This window comes from Chryseobacterium turcicum (assembly GCF_021010565.1).
GTDB lineage: Bacteria > Bacteroidota > Bacteroidia > Flavobacteriales > Weeksellaceae > Chryseobacterium > Chryseobacterium turcicum.
In genome coordinates this window covers 537,743-554,270 of sequence record NZ_JAJNAY010000001.1, presented here as the reverse complement: position 1 = coordinate 554,270, position 16,528 = coordinate 537,743, and the positions used below count along the sequence as shown (strand labels likewise).

The following is a 16,528-nucleotide window of genomic DNA, read 5'->3' as shown; positions in this document are numbered from 1 at the left end:
TCAAATTTTAATCTCTTAAAATTATGAAATCTGCGGTATTATACAGCTATTCTATTTCTCTTTTAAAAAGTTTTCGTAATATTTATTTTGCTTATTAAGCTTAAAATATCATGAAATTTAAAATCACAAAAACGTTAATTCTTTATAATTTTAACTAAAGCTTCAGAATTATTAATTCTCACCAAGTAAACACCTTGAACCAATGAAGAAACACTAGTTTGTGTATTTTCAAATTTACCAGATTTTACCAGTTGCCCTGAAGCGTTATAAATTTGATAGTGATACTCTTTGTTTTCAGTAGCCTTAATGTAAAGAACATCTTTCACAGGATTTGGGAAAAGAACAATTTTATTTTCTTTTACTTTTTCTGAAATTTCAGATTTACTGAAAACATTGGAGGCTTTCATTACAGCTCCTGGCGTCACAGGAATTGCAGGAATAGGCCCTTCTTCCAATCCGTCTTGATTATAGTTAACCTTTACACATCGACAGTTCATCCCAAAATACGGATCATTGTTATCATGGAAAGCAATGAAGCGATCAGTGACTGAAGCTGCATCAAATAGGATATTGATTGGTCTGCCAAGATAATTTGAAACCAAAGCAGCTGTCCAAACCCCAGAATACTGAAAATTATTCGTCGTGTAAGTACCAACAGGACTTTGATTTGCCATTACACTTCTGAAACCACGTGACCCTGCATTAGGATAATTTCCTACTGCGTATTCTGAATTATTAAAAACAAAACCAACACTTGCATTACCCGAATTCTTCACTTGTGTTCCTAAATAATCAGTCACTAAATTATAACTCGTTGCGACATTTTTATCTTTTTTATACCAAGGAGATATCCCAAAATCCTTATTAGAAATAAGTGCAACTCCGGTAAGATCGGGAACCCTCCATCCTTCAGGACAAGGATCGAAAGGTGATTTCTTACCGCCTCTTCCCCATCGGTCAGCAGCAACATTAGGTTCATCCAACAACCAGTCTGTTCCATTTGTATAATTAGGAATCGCATTGTTACGTGGCGCAAAAGAACTTGGAATCATATAAACCAAAGGATTTTTTACTGAGTAAGAAAGCACTTTCGCTACTTTATCACTCACTTTATCACCTGCTAAGACATTCGCATTCGAAGTATTTGTATAGGTATTGTAAGGAACAATATAACTCCCTGACATATTATTGTATGTCGTAGCATTAAGCGTAGTATATGCTATTGCTCCGGTTAAACTCGCATTTCCTAAAAATATATCATACGAAGATCTGTCGGCATATTGAAATGAAGGAATTGGGTCTTTTCTTCCCCATTGATACTGCAATCCTGCAGAAGCTTTAATTTTTGAATACTCCTCAACCGTAGGCGCTAAAGGATTTACAACTGTAGGAAAAGCATCGGTGGCTCCTAAATTCCTATCCATAAATTCTGTTTTTAAAACATCTCCTTTTGGAACATAATTTATGTAATTAGTTGCCGTGGCATTAGGTGTTTCGGTGGCATAAACATTAGATCCTATCGCGGTATCTGTCACCCAAATGTGCCATGACCAATAAACAGGATTTGTAATACTTCCATTATGCAGAGTAACCACGGCATTTCCACTTTGGTTAGGATTCACATTAACAACAATTTTAGAGTTTGCTAAATCAGCCAATGAACCCGGCGAAGGATTGGTAATACTTACCGTACTAATCAAATCTGCATTAGTCGACCATAGAACATTAACCTTTAAAGCATTAAAGTTAGAAACATTTAAAACATCTGGATTATTAAGCAACTGACTCTGAACAGAAAATGCCTTACTTACTGGAATTTCAACAACAGAAGCCACCGCATCTTTTACAACCTGATAAGTGTTTGGATTATCTAATCCAACAGTATATTCAGAATTAGAAGTTATATATTCGGTAGGAAAATCATAACTATTCACAGCATACAAAGGGTCTTTTATACATCTGCAACCATTAGCATCTGAGGTTTTTACTGTATTAGTAGGCATATACCAATATCTTCCTTTAATGGTAGAATTTGCAGAATCCGGAATATCTGATTGACCTTTATCCGGAATCATGTATAATAATCGTGATCCTACAGCGGGAGTTACATCAAAATGACGCACCATCGTAGCCGTCCACAAACCTACATGATGTTGATCTGAATACTGCCCTCCATGAGCATTAATTGCTATTCCCCCGGTTCCGGGAAAAACTCCCATATTCAATCCTCCGGCATTAGACAAATCAAATCCTATATTTGGATACAATTTAAATCCGGTCATAAATGCAGGTACGCTATTATCATTAGGTTTAATGATATGATAACCGCTAGATTCGAATATCGATTTTCCCAAATCAGTTCTTACTCCAAATGGAGAATAGTCAATTCTAATATCATCAACATAAGAACCAGAGGCTAGATTTGAAACCAACATCGAAGGAATTCTCCATCCGTTAGGACATGGATCAAACGATGATTTGTTGCGATAAGGCGCATTAGCACTGTGAAAGTTATAATTTGTTACAATTTTTCCTTTGGAATTGTCTGACCATAGATTGAGTTCGGTAAGTCTACTATCTGGCAATGTAGCAGTTTTTCCAAACCAGTTGATCATAAGATTTGCATTATTATTATAATACGCAGGTCCCGAATTATCGTCTTTATTAACATAAATAAGACTTAAAGGATTTTTTACCGAAAGCTTGATATTATTATCAACTGTAGCATTCGAAACCGGCACAAACTGTCTCAGATCATCGAAATTAACAGCACCTGTAAAGTTTTTTGCTTGTCTATGACGCACCCTTCCGATAGAGCCTGAAACTTCGTAGAAGTCATCTCCTTTATAAACTAAAGTTGGAATTGGATCTTTTCTTCCCCATTGATATAGAAGACCGCCACTTTTATTCCAATCTTCAGAAGTATTAGAATTGGAGATTGCTCCAAGATTCCTATCCATCCATCCCCACTCTACATCGGGAATTACCTCTATTGTACCGTTACTTTTTTCCCTTCTAACATTGGTATAGCTTTTATAAGTAGATCCGTTTGTGGGATCATCGGTAACCCAAACATGCCAAGACCAAAAAATCTCCCCATTTACTCTAAAAGCGACAACAGCATTCCCTTCTTTAGATTTGTTTACAGGCACTTTTATCTTAGCACTTTCGCCAGAGCCCAAAATCTCTAAAGCATAATTCACATCTGATTTAATCAAACCATGATTATCTTCCCAAAGCACATCTGCGGTAATATTTCCATTTGGAAGTACTGAAGTGCTTAAAAACGCATCCTTCTTCCACATTTCATATGCCTTTTTTACAGGAATATATAAGCCATCATTATTTTGTGACGGATCAAAAACATAGCTATTCGGAGCTTTCGTCCAATCACGACAATCCGTTGTATTTATGACAGCATTGAGGGATGATGTACAACCTGCGCTGTTTCGAACTACAATAGTGTAACTTCCTGTAGAAATACCCGTTTTAGTATTAGAAGTCTGAAAATTTACTCCACCATCAAAACTATATTCAACCCCTGTACTTGGTGAGGTAACGGTAATTGTACCCGTAGTTACAACACAAGATGGATGAGTAATACTTAATACAGGATTGTCGGGAGCATTCAACACAGGGTTAATCACAGCACTTGTTGATTGAGAGACAACACCTCCATTATTCTTTATTCGAACTAAATAAGTTCCAGAAGGCAATCCCGAAAGTGTATTAGATGATTGAAAAGTGACTCCATTATCAAAACTATAGGTGACTCCCGAAGTAGGTGACGTAACTGTAATTGCTCCCGAAGGAAGGCTACATGAAGGTTGCGTAACAGCAACTATAGGAGCATCAACTTGAGTAGTTTGAATATAATTATTTATTCTTAATGAGGAAAGCAAGCTATTTCCGTAATCTGCATTTAATTCTGCATAATGGTTTCCTACAGTAGAAAAAACAACAGTAGGATTATTATTAGTTGCAGTTAATACATTTGCTCCATCTTCAAATTTCCATAACAAAGAAGAAAGTGTTCCCTGCGACATATTTGTAAATTGCACATTATTCCCTACAAATACAGAAGTCGGTGTGGCGGAAAACTCTGCGATTGGAGATATTATAATAGCATTTCCAAAATTCACATTAGCATTGGTATCCGTAGCTTGTCTTTGTCCCGTATTGTTGGTAAATACCTTGACTTTAATAAAGTATTTACCCGCAGTTAAAGGATAATTAATAACTTCCGGATTCCTGCTGTTTAGCCATCCTTTAGCACCATCACTCTGCCAAACTGTATTAGTGATCAAAGTCTCACTTTCTGTTCCGTCAGTGTTTTTCTTGACCAGATAAGTCCAACTTCGGACAAATGATAAGGTTCTTACATTTAATACGGCTGTCGTTACTCCTTCAGGTATTTCAAATTCTTTACTAGCATAATAATGATCACCAGGAATCACATTATTACCCGTAATCCATCTTGTAATTCCTGCTACTCCACCCGTAGACGCAGAAGCCCAACCCGATACATTAGCATGACGTGTAATTGGCGTACTTATCACTCCATTGGGATCGGTATACGTCCAGTCGCCATCTGCTGCACCAGCCTCAGCCATAATACTTCCATCATCATTCCTCCCTGTACTAAGGTCAATTATATTTCCTGTAGTGATTTTTACTGTTCTTGTAGAAACAGAACTTCCGGAAGCGTTACTCACGGTAAGCTTAGCAATGTAAATCCCTGGTGTTGCATACGTCACAACAGGGTTAGAGATTGTAGATGTGGCGGGATTTCCACCGACAAATTCCCATGCAAAAGTAGTGGGATTTCCTGTACTTGAGTCTGAAAAAGCTAATGTGTTATTTCCAGAAACAACAACATTGAACCTAGACAATGTAGATTGCGCATTGACTATCAATGCACAAAATAAAAGAAAAAATAAAATTAATTTTCTCATCGTAATGTGTTTTTATTATTCCTACTCTATTTAAGGATTTTCGGATAACTCCTTAGTAAAATATTCTTCTAATATACTAATTTATCACTAATTATGGATAATTAAATTAAATTTTTGAGACCCTACTGTAATCTCATATACTTAAAAGTATTGTAATTAGGGTAAATTCTATAATATACAAAAGGTGAATCTCCGAATTTCAGAGCTCAATATTGACCATTATTTGAATGAATTTAATCTTAAAAAAAACTTTAACTATAAAAAAAGCTCCATTTTTAACGCCCTTCTTCACAGAATGATTAAAAATGATAAAAAAACACCTAATTGAATAGATAAGTATACAACTACAACTTCACTGCTATTTTAACTAAAAATGGCTCTAAGTATTTTGCAATTATATATGCCAGAAAACCGATAAATACGAAAGAAAAAACAGGTAATAGTAAAGGTGGAATTTCGGGATATTGATTGTGAATTTTAATAATTAATGATATCAGCATATTTTCATGCAATAGATATAATGGGTAACTAATAAATCCAATAAATTGAAAAAAACGGTTTGAGAACAGTAGGTTTAATCTTTTCCAAAATAATGCTCCAAAAAAAATTAAATTCAATGCAATCAAATAGATAAGCAACATTAAATCCTGAAACTTATACCCATAACATAATGAGCACATCCAAACAAAAAGGATTATAAATAAATATTTCCTATCTCGATGATAATAATAGATATACGTTAAAGCGCCTACAACAAACCATCCAAAATGAATAAATGTACCAACATACATTTTAATCCATGTATTCTCAAATAATAATTCATGAAAACACAAAATCTGTAAGACTAAAGCCGATATGTATAACAGAAAAATACCGATTAATGCTACACGCCTGTTGAAAGCGAAAAACAAGGCACCGAAAATAATATAAAACTTTACCTCAACGTACAAAGACCAGAAAGACAATTCTAAAACCGGAAAATTGGTTCCGACAATTTTTTCTAAAACACCATTGTTAATAAATAAAACACCAGGTAAAAGTGATTTTAACTCTGGAATACCAAAAGGTCTTTCATGAAAAAATCCGGCAGTTAAATATATGAAAACACTACAAATCAACATACTTGGAAAAAGCCGAAGCCATCTGTTTTTAATAAACTTTACAAACCCAGAAGTTTTTTCAACAGACATCAGAATAACAAAACCTGATATTAAAAAAAACAACTGCACCCCAAGACTACCATATTTAAATACTATATTCTCAGAAAACATTTTTTTATATGGGTAAAATATATCCCAAACATAATATCCATGAAACAAAAAAACCAGTAAAATAGCAAGCCCCCTTAGACCATCTAGTACTAAAATCCTTTCTTTTTTCATTATTTTAAATTTTAAATTATGGGAGAAGATGATTTTTATAGAGATCAATTGTAAATCTTCCTGATTTTATATTTTGAAAACTAGAAAAAACGACAAAATAAAATAATACTAAAGCGATAATAAATGAGTGAATAATCTTTTTCTTATTAAGCGATACAACATACATAGCATTGGGTATCAAAATATAAGCAAAAATGATAAACGTCCCTGCCAAACGAGACGAAAATATGGGATTATTACGAAAAATAAAATAGAAACAAATTCCTACAACAGCATAGTTTCGATGATATTCATAATAAGGAAACTTTTCTTTCATTGGTGTGTCAAAGCAAAACAGAAAGAAAGTAAGAATCATCATCATACCCTCCGGAATACCAAAACCACCATTTAATCTTTCTACACTCTCATCCATATATCCATTGAATCCCACGACAAGCATATTATCTCCGGCAATACTATCCAAAAAACCACCAAAAACTTTATATATTTCAAAAGGAGAAGCAAAAATTGAAGCAATAATTAAAGTAAGCATCCAAAATTTGTTCATAGGGATTCTAGCTACCCAATACATTGGCAAAAACAAGTAACAAACATTATGAATTCCTGCAGCTAAATAAATACACAAAAGATACATCCAAAGGTTTTTTTCTTTAATGAAGCGTATTGCATAATAAACTGCATATGTGCCTAAACATTGCCTAATTTGCCCGCTCTCTCCTACAAAAAACCCTGGAATAAAAAGAAATAATATAAATGTAAAAGGATAAAACGTATTATCATCAATATATTCAACTTTCAGAATAATTGTAATTGCTGCAATTACCAAAGTCAGCATATAAAAAGGAGCATTGAAGACATTTATAAGAATTTTATTAATAAGCACAAACAACCACTCAAGCTCCATCGGTTGTGGCCCCTCCATAAACAAAGCCTTCATAAAGATACTTACATAATCTTTGGTATCAGAATAAATATAAATTCCAATATAACTTCCATAATCTGGCCCTACTTCATTCCTTAATCCTGCTATAATGATAAGATAGCCCGCCAAAAACCAAAGCCATTTTTTTTCTACTTTTTTTACGTAAACTTCCTGAAAGCTGAAAATAAGCATGTAAATAATTGCTATAATATAATATGGATGTAATAAACTCATTTATGCAATTGAATATTTTTAAACTGATGAGACACAACCACAAATCCCGAAAGAATAAGCGGCAAAAAGAGTCTAGACTCCCAAAAAAGTCCGACTAAAGTAATCATTCCCAAATAAGGTAAAGAAAAGAATAAATATTTTTTTAAAATTGTTTGCTGCTCTATATTTGCTAATTGAAAAACAAAATAAAACCCTAAAACACCAAACAAAAAACCGGCAAGATTAAATAGACTTGTAAAATTTTTCACGAGATAAACGCCTTCAAAAAAAGAGGCATTCTGCGGAATCATTATTTTCAATAAAAAATAAGGCAAAACAAAAGAAATAATTAAAAAGAAAATTTCTTTCAAATAAAGAATATTCTTTAACCTTTTAAAATCAATAAAAACGGCTGCAAAAAATGCGATATTAAGACATGAAGTCTCTCTCACAAATGTAGAAATAACAATTACAAAGCATAATAAAACAAAATCTATCTTTTTCCGGTGATGGTAATATTTTAAAGTAAACCAAACTCCTGCTAAATAAAAAAATATAGAAATTAAATCACAATTTGTCGGCACATACTGCACAATTACAATAAAAAAAATGGCAAGCAAATGAATAATCCTGCTAAGATTTTTATTAGAAAATTCAGAATTAAAATTTAATATCTTATTTAAAACCCATGAAGAAATAACAAAAAAGAAAGCATTAATAAGAAAAATACTGTGATAAAACAAAGTTCCATTTTTCAGCAAAAAACCTTTTAGCGAGAATAAATATTTATCTACAAAAAAATTAAAGAAAGCAAAAACCTCCATCATCAGGAAGTTTGGAATAACCCTATAAGCGTATACTGAAGAAAACATAAAATCTGGAGGTTTCTCCATCAATTTTAATTTTGCATAAGAAGACTCAAATCCATAATAGGACATGAAAAATAGCAGAAATGGTAAAATTACTACAAACAGAAATCCGGATAATTTTTCATCAAATATTTTCAACATACAAAACTGTTGTGTCTTTAAGAACATTTTCCTGCTAAATATAACTTAACAGTGAGGGAATTTTTACAAAAGTATAAGTTTTTTTCATTTTACATTCAATATTTTATTGATTTACAGTTAAAACTTATCAAATAATTGTTTTGAACTACTCCCGAAAAATTTAAATTTGCAAACTTGATTTAAGAAGTTCATGCATCGTTTTTTCATCCAATTATATTATCTGATTTCCAAAAATCGTTTTATTTCTATCGCTATTGCGTTGGGAATTCTTATCATTTGTGGCTTTTTCGCTTCGAAAATCAATTTTGAAGAAGATATTAATCAAATTATCCCTAAAAACGAAAAATCAGATTTAACTGCAAAAGTTCTACAACAACTTAACTTTTCAGACAAAATCATCATCATTATTGAGAAAAAATCTAAAGACGACAACTTTCAGCTTTCGGAAACTGCAGATACTTTTTTAAATAAAATTGAGCCTTTAAAAAAATACATCGGCTCAGTTCAGGGAAAAGTAAATGACAATGAAATTTCAGAAACTTTCGATTTTGTCAACCAAAATCTTCCTTTGTTTTTAAATGAAAAAGATTACGCTGAAATCGGAAGAAAGCTCAATAAAGATAGTATTGCAAAGCAAGTGGAGAGCAATTATGTCTCTCTCGTTTCGCCAACCAGTCTTGTAACCAAAGAATTCATCAAAAAAGACCCTCTCGGAATAACTTTTCTTGGTATCAAAAAACTCAATGCGCTCAACATCAGTAAAGATTTCAAGCTCGAAGACAACTATATCATTACCAAAGATGGGAAAAATCTATTGCTTTTTATCGACCCGAAAAACAAAAGCAATGACACCAAAAACAACGAGCTTTTTGTCAATCAGCTCAACGAAATCAAAGACGACATCAACAAAAACTTTAAAGGAAAAACAGAAATCAGTTATTTTGGTTCGCCTGTGATTGCTGTTGCCAATGCTCAACAAATCAAGAAAGACATTCAGAATACGGTTATTATTTCGATGACGGTTCTTTTGATTTTACTGATTTATTATTTCAGAAATTTCTTTACCCCGTTAATTGTATTTTTGCCGACTGTTTTTGCTGTTTTCATTTCATTAATGATTTTGTATTTTATTAAAGATAAAATATCGGCAATTTCGCTCAGCGTGGGTGCAATTCTCATCGGGATTACCATTGATTACGCCCTTCATATTCTCACGCATTACAAGCACAACAATAATATTGAAGAGCTTTATAAAGAAATCACACAACCCATTATTCTGAGTAGTGCAACGACAGCGGTTTCATTTTTATGTTTGGTTTTCGTTCGTTCTGAAGCCTTAAAAGATTTAGGTCTTTTTGCTTCCATTACTGTTTTCCTGTCTTCTTTTGCAGCATTAATTATTGTTCCGCAACTGTATCATCCGAAAGCAGAAAAAGAAAAAACCAACAACAATTTCATCGATAAAATAGGAAGTTATCCTTACGAAAAAAATAAACCTTTGATTATCGGCTGTTCTCTGATTATCATTGCCTGTCTTTTTGGGTTCAGACACGTTGGGTTTAATGAAGATATTGGCGATTTAAATTACATTCCAAAAGATTTAAAAATAAGTGAAGCCAAGCTTGAAAAACTGTCCGACATTACTTCAAAATCAATTTACACGATTTCTTACGGAAATTCTGAAAGTGAAGCGTTGGCAAGAAACTCTCAGCTGAGTCGATTTTTAGAAAAGGAAAAACAGGAAGGAAAAATTTTAAGTTACAACTCGATTGGTAACGTTGTCCTCTCAGAAAAAGACCAACAAAAAAAAGTAGACCAATGGAATCAGTTTTGGAATAAAAACAGGAAAGACGAAACCATCTCGGAATTAATAAATAATGGAAACAAGTTTGGTTTTAATGCTACTGCTTTTAATCAGTTTAATGAAAATTTAAACAAATCGTACTCTACTTTAAGCTTAAAAGATTACTCCTCAATAAAAGCATTCCAAATATCAGAATTTTTAAGCAATGAAAATGGTTTTTATACCGTTTCGAATGTTGTAAAAGTAGATGAGAAAGACCGAGATGCATTTATAAAAGATGTTGAAAAAAGTCATGAAGCTTTGGCAATCGACCGTCAACAGATGAATGAGAACTTTTTAGGCTTACTGAAAAGAGATTTTAATACATTGATTAATTATTCTCTTTTAGCTATTGTTTTAACGATTATTGTTTTCTTCAGGAATTTTGAGCTTTCTCTTTTAACGATGTTTCCGATTGTTTTAACGGGAGTTGTCACGGCTGGAATTCTTTATTTTTTAGGTTTGGAATTAAATATTTTCAGTACCGTTGTCTGTACTTTGGTTTTTGGAGTCGGTGATGATTTCAGTATTTTCCTTACCAAAGCAATGCAGAAAGAGCATACGACTGGTAAAAATGAACTTCCGACTTACAGAACATCAATTATTCTGGCGGTTTTTACTACTATTTTATCTATCGGTTCTTTAATTTTCGCAAAACACCCTGCTTTACACTCTTTAGCTTTGGTTGCTTTGATTGGAATGTTTTCTGTAATCGCAATTACCACTATTTTATACCCTTTCTGGTTTAGATTTTTGATTATTAACAGACAGAAAAAAGGTTTATCACCAATCACATTAAGACTGTTTCTGCGTTCAGTTTTTTCATTTATCTATTACGGTTTAGGTGGAATAATCTTCTCATTTTTCGGGCATTTCTTTATTAAAAACGCCAAAGGAAAAACACTCAACACGATTAAAAAAGCGATTGCATTATTCTTGAAATCAGTTTTACATCTTTCGCCTTTTGTAAAGAAAAAAGTGATTACAAATCCCAACGAAGATTTTAGTAAACCAGCAATTATTATTGCTAATCACACCTCATTTCTTGATACTTTAGCAATTGCAATGACAACCCATAAAATTGTTTACTTGGTCAATGATTGGGTTTGGGATTCTCCTGTTTTTGGCAAATTGGTAAAAGCTTTGGGCTTTTTTCCAGTTTCTCAAGGGATAGAAAATGGAAAAGAAAAATTAAAAGAAAAAATTGACCAAGGTTATTCATTAGTTGTGTTTCCAGAAGCAGAAAGGTCTTACACCAACGATGTGAAACGTTTCCACAAAGGAGCTTTTTATTTAGCTGAAGAATTTGGATTGGATATTTTACCACTTTACATTCACGGAAATTCTGAAGTACAGCCAAAAGGAGACTTCATTATTTACGACGGAAGTATTACGGTAAAAGTGGGTGACAGAATTAAAAAAGACGATGTCAATTTTGGTAAAGATTATTCAGAAAGAACAAAAAAAATCAACGCTTATTTCCGTGAAGAATTTGCCCAGTTGCGAAATGAGCTAGAAGACGAAGACTATTTTAAAAAGAAATTGTTTTTAAGCTATTTATATAAAGAAAATGAAGTGGTAAAACCTGTAAAAGACGACTTCAACAAAAACAAATCGGTTTATTTTGAGCTCAACAAACACATTCCGAATGATGCAACCATCCTTCATATTGCAGATGATTTTGGGCAGAAAGATATCTTACTGACCTTACAACAAGCTGGAAGAAAAATTTTCAGTTTCATTAATGATAACGAAAAAAAATCGGTTGCAAAAAATAATTATTTGGTACAAAGAAGAAAAATAGAATATCTTGATAACTTAGCTCAAGTCAATAAGAAAGCTGATGTTCTTTTAATTTCTGACGAGAATTTTAATCTTAAAGATGTTAAAGATTTACCAGAGACCATTATCTTCTTAAATAGTAAGAATCAAACTTTTGAAAACGAAAATTTCAAGCAAATATTTGAATCAGAATCAATAAAAGTATTTAGATATGTATAATTTCTCTGAAAATCATATTTTTGTAATCCATAAAAAATATTAATGCAAAAAAATATACTCGTTATTTATTATACTCAAACCGGACAGCTGGAAGATATTGTAAGAAATATCGCGCAACCGTTTGAAGATAAAAAAGACGAATACAACGTTACCTATTACAACATTCAGCTCAAAAAAGATTTTCCTTTTCCGTGGCCGAGTGATGTTTTTTTTAATACTTTTCCAGAATCTTATCTGCAGATTCCAAGCGAGATTCTTCCTCCACCCGAAGAAGTTTTAAATACAAAATTTGATTTGATATTATTTGGATATCAGGTTTGGTATCTTACGCCATCTATTCCGATTATTTCATTTTTGAAAAGCGGTTTTGCAGAAAACATTTTCAGAAACACACCCGTTGTTACCATTTCAGCAACCAGAAACATGTGGATGCTTTCTCAGGAAAAGCTCAAAGTATATTTAAAAAATCTTGAAGCTAAATTAATTGGAAACATTGCATTGGTAGACCGTAGAGACAATTATACAAGCGTCTTGACGATTCTACGCTGGATGACAACCGGACAAAAAGAAAAATCAGGAATTTTACCGGCTGCCGGAGTTTCAGATGAAGAAATCAATGGTGCGGGAAAATATGGCAAGATAATTGAAAACCATTTTGAGAATAACAACTTCGCCAATCTGCAACCCGAATTGGTGAAAAACGGAGCTGTAGAAATACGACCTTTTTTGGTAAGAGTAGAAAAAGTAGGCAACAAAATTTTTACGATTTGGTCTAATCTGATTATCAAGAAAAAAGAAAAACGACCATTGTTGATAAAATTCTTTAAGGTATATTTGATGGCAGCAATTTGGATTATCTCACCCATCGTGTTGATTTTTCATATCTTGCTCGCTCCAATTCTATGGACAAAAAGACAAAAACAGAAAAAATATTTACAAGGAATTAATTTAAAATAGAAATGTACGACGTATTTATAACAAAAGCATCCACATACTTGCCCAATGAGCCGGTTTCTAATGATGAAATGGAGAGCTATCTTGGCTTGGTCAATAATACGCCTTCTAAGGCGAGAGCTTTAATTCTAAGGAATAACAAAATCACTACAAGATACTACGCTTTAGATAAAAACGGACAGCCAACCCACACCAACGCACAGATTACGGCAAAAGCCGTGGAAGGTCTTTTTGATGAAAACTTCAAAAAAGAAGATATGACATTATTATCTGTGGGAACTACTTCTCCGGATCAGATTCAGCCTTCTCACGCATCTATGGTTCATGGTGAGCTTAACATCGGAAAATCTATTGAAATAAATACCGCTACCGGACTTTGTAATTCTGGGATGAATGCCCTAAATTATGGTTTCTTAAATGTAAAAGCCGGAATTAAAAACAATGCAGTCTGCGTAGGTTCTGAAAGAATGTCTTCGTGGATGACCGCAGATAAATTTGATCATGAAGCTGAAAATCTAAAACTTTTAGAAGAAAGACCTATCGTAGCTTTCAAAAGAGAGTTTTTGAGATGGATGCTATCTGACGGAGCCGGAGCATTTTTATTGGAAAATAAACCTAGAGAAAACGAAATTTCTTTAAAAATTGATTGGATTGACTTCTATTCTTACGCTCACGAAATCGAAGCATGCATGTACTCTGGTTGTGAAAAGCAAGAAGACGGAAGTTTGAAATCTTGGGCAGATTATCCTTCTGACGAATGGCTGAAACAGTCTATTTTTGCTTTAAAACAAGACACTAAAATTCTTGATAAATATATTTTGGTAAAAGGTGCCGAAAGTTTGAGAGCTTCGTTTGATAAACATCAGCTTGATCCAGACTCTATCGATCACGTTTTAGCACACATTTCTTCAGGATACTTTAAGGAAGGATTAAAAGAAGAGTTCGCTAATGTAGGTCTTGATTTCCCTTGGGAAAAATGGTTTTACAATCTGTCAGACATCGGAAATATTGGCGCGGGATCTATTTTCGTTGCCGTAGAGCAAATAATGAATTCCGGAAATCTAAAGAAAGGTGAAAAAGTACTTCTTTGTATTCCCGAGAGTGGAAGATTTGCCTATTCATGTGCATTATTAACTGTTTGCTAATGGATGTTTCTTTACCTACAACCGACCAGAATTTTGTAGAAAATTTAATTCCGCAGAAATTCCCTTTTGTGATGGTCAATAGTATTTCAGAATATTCTGAAGAGCATTTAGTTTCAGGATTTACCATTAAAGAAGACAATATTTTTGTACACGAAGGAGTTTTTCAGGCTTCAGGATTAATAGAGCATCAAGCACAAAGTGTAGCGCTTCATACAGGATATAAATTTTATCTTTTAGGAAAAGAAGCTCCTACAGGATATATCGGCGCTATTAAAACCTTTGAAGCTGAAACGTTACCTAAGACTGAAGACCAATTGGTTTCTGAGGTAAAAATCATCAACGAAATGATGGGTGTAACTTTGGTAGAAATCGTTACTAAAATCGACAATGAAGTTATCGCCAAATCAGAAATGAAAACAGTAGTAAAATAGTTTTTACTAATAAGAATACAAACCTAACGGGTTTCAGAAACCCGTTAGGTTTAAAACATACAAAATGCAGCTAAAAGAAGAAAACCTCATCAACATTCATCATTTTTTGCCTCATCGCAACCCGATGTTGATGGCAGACTATATTCTGGAGCTTACTCCGGAAAAAGTGGTGACTTCTTTTGAAATTAAGGCAGATAATATTTTTGTACACAACAATGAATTTGTGGAAGCTGGGTTGATTGAGCATTCTGCACAAACCTCATCATCGATTCTCGGACAAAGCTTTTTTGAAAACCCGGAATCGAACACGAAAGTGATTGGATTCATTACCAACATCAAGAAAATTGAAGTTTTTGGCTTGCCTCAAGTTGGCGATAAGATTATTTCTAAAGCATCATTAATCTCACAATACGACAATATTTGCCAGATTTTCTGTGAAACTTTTCTGGATGAAAAGCTCTTGATTCGTACCGAAATAAGTATATTTATTCAGGAAATAGAATCCTAAAAACTTGCATTATAAAATACATGAGCCGACTTTAGAGTTGGCTTTTTTTATTGATTAAATTGTCGATATATTTGAGAAAAATATAATTATGAGCATACAAGTAAGATTCTATTCATACGACATTGAATTTAAGTTTGAAAATTCTGTAGAGTTTCCTGTAGCGCCACAAGTTGGAGATGAGGTAAATCTGATTTCTTTTTTCAAACATCAAACCTCAGAAAGAATAGAATATTATGAAAACATGGAGAAATTAGCTCTATACAACAATGCTGTGGTTACTGAGCGAACATGGTGCAATGATTTAGAAAAAGGAGAAATTTATCTTTTGATACAACTGAAATATAAGAGAAGGTAAATTAATGCTAAAAATTGAGGGATAACATCTTTCTCTTGAAATTTTCTTAAGCAACTTACATCGTATATTTTACGCTTTAAATTCAATCAAAAATACCCGTGTCAAGGTTTAAAACCTTGACACGGGTATCAGAAAAAAGTAAGATATTTTTACCTCACATTACATTTCCTTATTTTTTTGAACTTGTATTAATTTGATGCCTGCAATAAACATTAGTATTCCCAAAATCCCAAAAAAGGCAACTCCCAGATAATTGTTTTTTAAAGCTGCTTTACGATAATCTTCCAGCAACAGATAATTTGATTTACTATTTTTAATTTCAAGAATATGTATTTTTTCAGGATGAAGAATATTCTCTGGAAACGGGATTTTTTCAGTTTTTAAAACCTTTCTTCTGAAATCTTTTTCTTCGACGAAAAACGTAATAGAATCTCCTGCTTTATTCTCATCTATTAATTCCTCAGAATCAATCTCATCTAAAGCAACGCTTCCTATCATGAAATCAATTTCGGGATAGTTTTTTAATTTAATAATTAAAGATTTTTTTCCACGTCTTCCGGATTCTCTTTTTATATCGTTTTCTAGAAGTCCGCTGACTTTTACAATATTATTTTTATCCGGTAATTCTGAAATAAAAAATTTAAAAGCAAGAAACAGAAAAAATAAACCGAAAGCAAATAGACTCCAAATTAGCTTTTTATTTCCCATGCTCTCTAGTAATTGATTTGTTTATTATTCTTCTTATAACATCAAATGTACAAACTTTTTTAACCGTTATAAAGCATAAAAAAGTGAGACATTTCTGCCTC

11 protein-coding genes are annotated in these 16,528 nt (G+C 32.9%); 6 read left to right on the top strand and 5 right to left on the bottom strand.

The window, feature by feature from the left end; all coding sequences use genetic code 11:
- Positions 1-134 precede the first annotated feature (134 nt).
- The 4 genes from LO744_RS02680 to LO744_RS02665 all read right to left on the bottom strand — a co-directional run bounded on the left by LO744_RS02680 (position 135) and on the right by LO744_RS02665 (position 8,482).
- Positions 135-4,955: a PKD domain-containing protein gene (locus tag LO744_RS02680; protein ID WP_230667066.1), complete on the bottom strand. Its 4,821-nt coding sequence runs from the start codon at positions 4,953-4,955 to the stop codon at positions 135-137.
- 344 nt (positions 4,956-5,299) lie between these two features.
- Positions 5,300-6,337, bottom strand: a complete 1,038-nt coding sequence (locus LO744_RS02675) for an acyltransferase family protein (protein WP_230667065.1) — start codon at positions 6,335-6,337, stop codon at positions 5,300-5,302.
- 16 nt (positions 6,338-6,353) lie between these two features.
- Complete coding sequence (locus LO744_RS02670; RefSeq protein ID WP_230667064.1) at positions 6,354-7,493, bottom strand: EpsG family protein; 1,140 nt, start codon at positions 7,491-7,493, stop codon at positions 6,354-6,356.
- Positions 7,490-8,482: a hypothetical protein gene (locus tag LO744_RS02665; protein ID WP_230667063.1), complete on the bottom strand. Its 993-nt coding sequence runs from the start codon at positions 8,480-8,482 to the stop codon at positions 7,490-7,492. Before LO744_RS02665 ends, LO744_RS02670 begins: the two co-directional genes overlap by 4 nt.
- A 190-nt stretch (positions 8,483-8,672) precedes the next feature.
- On the opposite strand from LO744_RS02665, the gene LO744_RS02660 reads away from it, so the two are divergent.
- From LO744_RS02660 to LO744_RS02635, 6 genes are all read left to right on the top strand, one after another.
- Entirely contained in the window at positions 8,673-12,326 is a 3,654-nt protein-coding gene (locus tag LO744_RS02660) for an MMPL family transporter (protein WP_230667062.1), read from the top strand.
- 42 nt (positions 12,327-12,368) lie between these two features.
- Positions 12,369-13,283, top strand: coding sequence for a dialkylrecorsinol condensing enzyme DarA (locus LO744_RS02655; RefSeq protein WP_230667061.1), 915 nt, complete (start codon positions 12,369-12,371; stop codon positions 13,281-13,283).
- Between the two features lie 2 nt (positions 13,284-13,285).
- On the top strand, positions 13,286-14,425 hold the full coding sequence (locus LO744_RS02650; RefSeq protein WP_230667060.1) for a beta-ketoacyl-ACP synthase III: 1,140 nt from the start codon (positions 13,286-13,288) through the stop codon (positions 14,423-14,425).
- The gene (locus LO744_RS02645; protein WP_230667059.1) at positions 14,425-14,856 is read left to right on the top strand and encodes a hypothetical protein; all 432 of its coding nucleotides are present in this window, start codon (positions 14,425-14,427) and stop codon (positions 14,854-14,856) included. Before LO744_RS02650 ends, LO744_RS02645 begins: the two co-directional genes overlap by 1 nt.
- A 64-nt stretch (positions 14,857-14,920) precedes the next feature.
- Positions 14,921-15,364 carry an ABC transporter permease gene (locus tag LO744_RS02640; protein ID WP_230667058.1) on the top strand — a complete coding sequence of 148 codons (444 nt, stop codon included), beginning with the start codon at positions 14,921-14,923 and terminating at the stop codon, positions 15,362-15,364.
- Positions 15,365-15,452: 88 nt separating this feature from the next.
- Complete coding sequence (locus LO744_RS02635; RefSeq protein ID WP_230667057.1) at positions 15,453-15,719, top strand: hypothetical protein; 267 nt, start codon at positions 15,453-15,455, stop codon at positions 15,717-15,719.
- 159 nt (positions 15,720-15,878) lie between these two features.
- On the opposite strand, the gene LO744_RS02630 is transcribed toward LO744_RS02635, so the two are convergent.
- Complete coding sequence (locus LO744_RS02630; protein ID WP_230667056.1) at positions 15,879-16,427, bottom strand: hypothetical protein; 549 nt, start codon at positions 16,425-16,427, stop codon at positions 15,879-15,881.
- Positions 16,428-16,528: the final 101 nt, after the last annotated feature.

What these genes read in the sequence shown, in the direction of transcription:
- LO744_RS02640 (WP_230667058.1), top strand. Translation starts at nt 14,921, where the DNA reads ATGCAGCTAAAAGAAGAAAACCTCATCAACATTCATCATTTTTTGCCT.
- LO744_RS02660 (WP_230667062.1), top strand. Translation starts at nt 8,673, where the DNA reads ATGCATCGTTTTTTCATCCAATTATATTATCTGATTTCCAAAAATCGT.
- LO744_RS02670 (WP_230667064.1), bottom strand. Translation starts at nt 7,493, where the DNA reads ATGAGTTTATTACATCCATATTATATTATAGCAATTATTTACATGCTT.
- LO744_RS02650 (WP_230667060.1), top strand. Translation starts at nt 13,286, where the DNA reads ATGTACGACGTATTTATAACAAAAGCATCCACATACTTGCCCAATGAG.
- LO744_RS02655 (WP_230667061.1), top strand. Translation starts at nt 12,369, where the DNA reads ATGCAAAAAAATATACTCGTTATTTATTATACTCAAACCGGACAGCTG.
- LO744_RS02665 (WP_230667063.1), bottom strand. Translation starts at nt 8,482, where the DNA reads ATGTTGAAAATATTTGATGAAAAATTATCCGGATTTCTGTTTGTAGTA.
- LO744_RS02675 (WP_230667065.1), bottom strand. Translation starts at nt 6,337, where the DNA reads ATGAAAAAAGAAAGGATTTTAGTACTAGATGGTCTAAGGGGGCTTGCT.
- LO744_RS02680 (WP_230667066.1), bottom strand. Translation starts at nt 4,955, where the DNA reads ATGAGAAAATTAATTTTATTTTTTCTTTTATTTTGTGCATTGATAGTC.
- LO744_RS02635 (WP_230667057.1), top strand. Translation starts at nt 15,453, where the DNA reads ATGAGCATACAAGTAAGATTCTATTCATACGACATTGAATTTAAGTTT.
- LO744_RS02630 (WP_230667056.1), bottom strand. Translation starts at nt 16,427, where the DNA reads ATGGGAAATAAAAAGCTAATTTGGAGTCTATTTGCTTTCGGTTTATTT.
- LO744_RS02645 (WP_230667059.1), top strand. Translation starts at nt 14,425, where the DNA reads ATGGATGTTTCTTTACCTACAACCGACCAGAATTTTGTAGAAAATTTA.